Origin of the sequence: Pseudonocardia pini, assembly GCF_013870575.1 — a bacterium.
GTDB classification, from domain to species: Bacteria; Actinomycetota; Actinomycetes; order Mycobacteriales; family Pseudonocardiaceae; genus Pseudonocardia; species Pseudonocardia pini.
Genome location: NZ_JACBXB010000765.1, coordinates 1 through 2,640, shown reverse-complemented (window position 1 = coordinate 2,640; position 2,640 = coordinate 1). Strand labels below are relative to the sequence as shown.

3 protein-coding genes are annotated in these 2,640 nt (G+C 72.8%); 1 reads left to right on the top strand and 2 read right to left on the bottom strand.

Translation table 11 applies throughout. From position 1 onward, the window contains the following. The coding region (locus tag H5J29_RS28560) for an SDR family oxidoreductase (protein ID WP_181784088.1) at window positions 1-571 on the top strand (571 nt) is incomplete at its 5' end. 58 nt (window positions 572-629) lie between these two features. Here H5J29_RS28560 and H5J29_RS28555 read toward each other — a convergent pair. Continuing rightward, window positions 630-1,988, bottom strand: coding sequence for a hypothetical protein (locus H5J29_RS28555; RefSeq protein WP_181784087.1), 1,359 nt, complete (start codon window positions 1,986-1,988; stop codon window positions 630-632). Window positions 1,989-2,000: 12 nt separating this feature from the next. After that, window positions 2,001-2,640 (bottom strand): ATP-binding cassette domain-containing protein (locus H5J29_RS28550; RefSeq protein WP_181784086.1); only part of this gene is annotated, 640 nt, incomplete at its 5' end.

The following is a 2,640-nucleotide window of genomic DNA, read 5'->3' as shown; positions in this document are numbered from 1 at the left end:
CTCCGACGCCGCCGCCGTCGAGGCCGCCGTCGCGCGGGTCGCCGAGGAGCTCGGCGGGCCGACCGTGCTGGTCAACAACGCGGGCATCACCCGGGACAACCTGATCTTCAAGATGGCCGAGTCGGACTGGGACGCCGTGATGGGCGTGCACCTCAAGGGCTCGTTCCTGATGACCAAGGCCGCGCAGAAGTACATGGTCGACGCGAAGTTCGGCCGGATCGTGAACCTGTCCTCGACCTCGGCGCTGGGCAACCGCGGTCAGGCGAACTACTCCACCGCGAAGGCGGGCCTGCAGGGCTTCACGAAGACCCTCGCGATCGAGCTGGGCAAGTTCGGCATCACGGCCAACTGCATCGCGCCCGGCTTCATCGCCAGCGACATGACGAAGGCGACCGCCGAGCGGCTCGGCGTGGACTGGGACGACTACCTCGCCGCCCGCGCCAAGGAGATCCCCGTGCAGCGGGCGGGCCAGGTGGAGGACATCGCCAACACCGTGTCCTTCTTCGTCGACGAGCGTGCAGGCTTCGTGTCCGGCCAGGTCATCTACGTCGCGGGCGGCCCGAAGACCTGACCCCTGGGCGTTGTGGAGCCACAACGTACGGATGGCTCCACAACGCGTCCTGGCGGGGTCAGGAGCTGGCGGGGGCGATGCCGATCGCGTACGGCGCCATCGGCTCCTGGCCGTCCACCGGCACCTCCTGGTCGCTCGTGTTCACGACCACCGCGCCGCCGTCCGGGGCGCGGAAGGCGATGAGCGGCGCGGTCTGCGAGGTCCCCAGCTCCATCCCGCCCGCGGCGAGCCGCGGCACGAGCCACTCCCAGGACGCGGTGAGCGGGGTCGGCAGGCCGCCCGAGGCCACGGTCGCGTCCGTCCACAGCGCGGCGTACTCGAGCTCGTGGCCCTGCGGCCCCCAGAGCAGGGCACCCGCGGCGCCGGAGCGGCCGAAGGCGCCGACCGCGGAGAGGGTGGCCGCGGCGCTGGCCTGGCTGTCCGCGGCCGCGGTCTGGCCCTGCGGCACGTCGGGGTAGAACTCGGCCCACCAGATCGGCAGGTCGGTGCGCTGCGCCAGCCACCGGTCGATGTCGGCGAACTTGCGGGCGGCGTCGTCCAGCCTGCCGCTGATGGTGCCCTCGCGGACGGCCGTGCCGCCGTCGACCACGAGGAAGTCCGCGCCCTGGTTGTTGCGGAACCAGTAGTCGAGGGCGTCGAGGACCCGCTGGTCCATGTTGCCCCAGGGGCCGCTGAGCTCGTCGGAGGCGTTGGTGTCGTCCGGGGTCAGGCTGATCATGACCGGGTACGGGCCGCCGACCAGGACGTCGGGCCGGACCGACTTCACCGCCGCGTACACGCGGTTGTAGAGGTCGGTGTACCCCTCGTAGTCCCAGCGGTTCCACTCCGGGTGGAAGAAGCCCTTCAGCTCGTTCCAGACCTGCACCCGCTCGATCTGCGGGTAGCGCTGCACCGCCTGGCCGACGAGGTCGGCGTAGGCCTGGAAGGACGCGGGGTCCGGCGCCTTCTCCAGCTCCGACCAGTCGGTGCGCCCCGCCTGGCCGCCCTTCATCCAGTCCGGCGCGCAGCAGGCCGTGAGCATCGTCCGGGCGCCGGTGTCCTCGACGAGCTTCATGCGCTTGTCCAGGCTCGACCAGTCGTACTCGCCGGGGGCGGGCTCGGGGTTGAGCGTGCCGAAGCCCATCAGATGGACGTTCTGCCAGGTCGCGCTCTTGGCGAGGATGGCCTGGCCGCGGGCGTTGGACTCGGCGGGATCGTGGTCGTCGAGCGTGCTCTGGGTGTGGGTGACGCCCAGCTCCAGCGGCGTGGCCTGGGGCGTCCAGTCCCAGCCCTCGGACAGGTCGATGCCCGCGGCGGTCCGGTCCGGTCCGACGCCCGTGGCGGGGGTGGACGAGCAGCCCGCCAGGAGCACGAGCCCGGCGGCGGTGGCGGCGAGCAGAGGGACGAAGCGGCGGCGCTGAACGAGACGGTGTCGCACGGGCAGAGCTTCTCAGGGGCTCACTGTGGCCCGGCTGAGAGGGGTGATCGTGACGATTCGGTCCATCCGGTCGAGCAGCGCGTGGTCGTGGGTGATCAGCAGCGTGGTCCGGCCTGCGGCGGCGGTGAGCAGGTCGTCGAGGACGGCGTCGCGGGTGTCCGGGTCGAGATGGGCCGTGGGCTCGTCGAGGACCAGCACGGCCGGGTCGGTCAGCAGCGCCCTGGCCAGGGCGAGCCGCTGCCGCATGCCGCCGGAGAGCCGGTGCCCGCGGGTGCCGACCGGCTCGTCGAGCCCGACGTCGAGCCGGACGCGGTCGAGGACGGCCCGCAGCTCGTCGTCGGTCGCCTCGGGGCGGGCCAGCCGGAGGTTCTCCCGGACGGTGCTGTCGAACAGGTGCGGGTCCTGGGGCACACCGCTCACCGCCGCGCGGACGGCGTCGGGGGAGCGGCGCAGCAGGTCGACCTCGCCGAGCCGCACCTCACCGGCGTCGGCGTCCCGGAACCGGAAGAGGACCGCGGCGAGGGTGCTCTTGCCCGCCCCGCTCGGCCCGACGACCGCCACATGCGCCCCCGCGGGCACGTCCAGGTCCAGCCCGTCGAGCGCCACGGTGTCCCCGTAGGTCGCCCGCAGTCCGCGGATCCGCAGGTCGGCG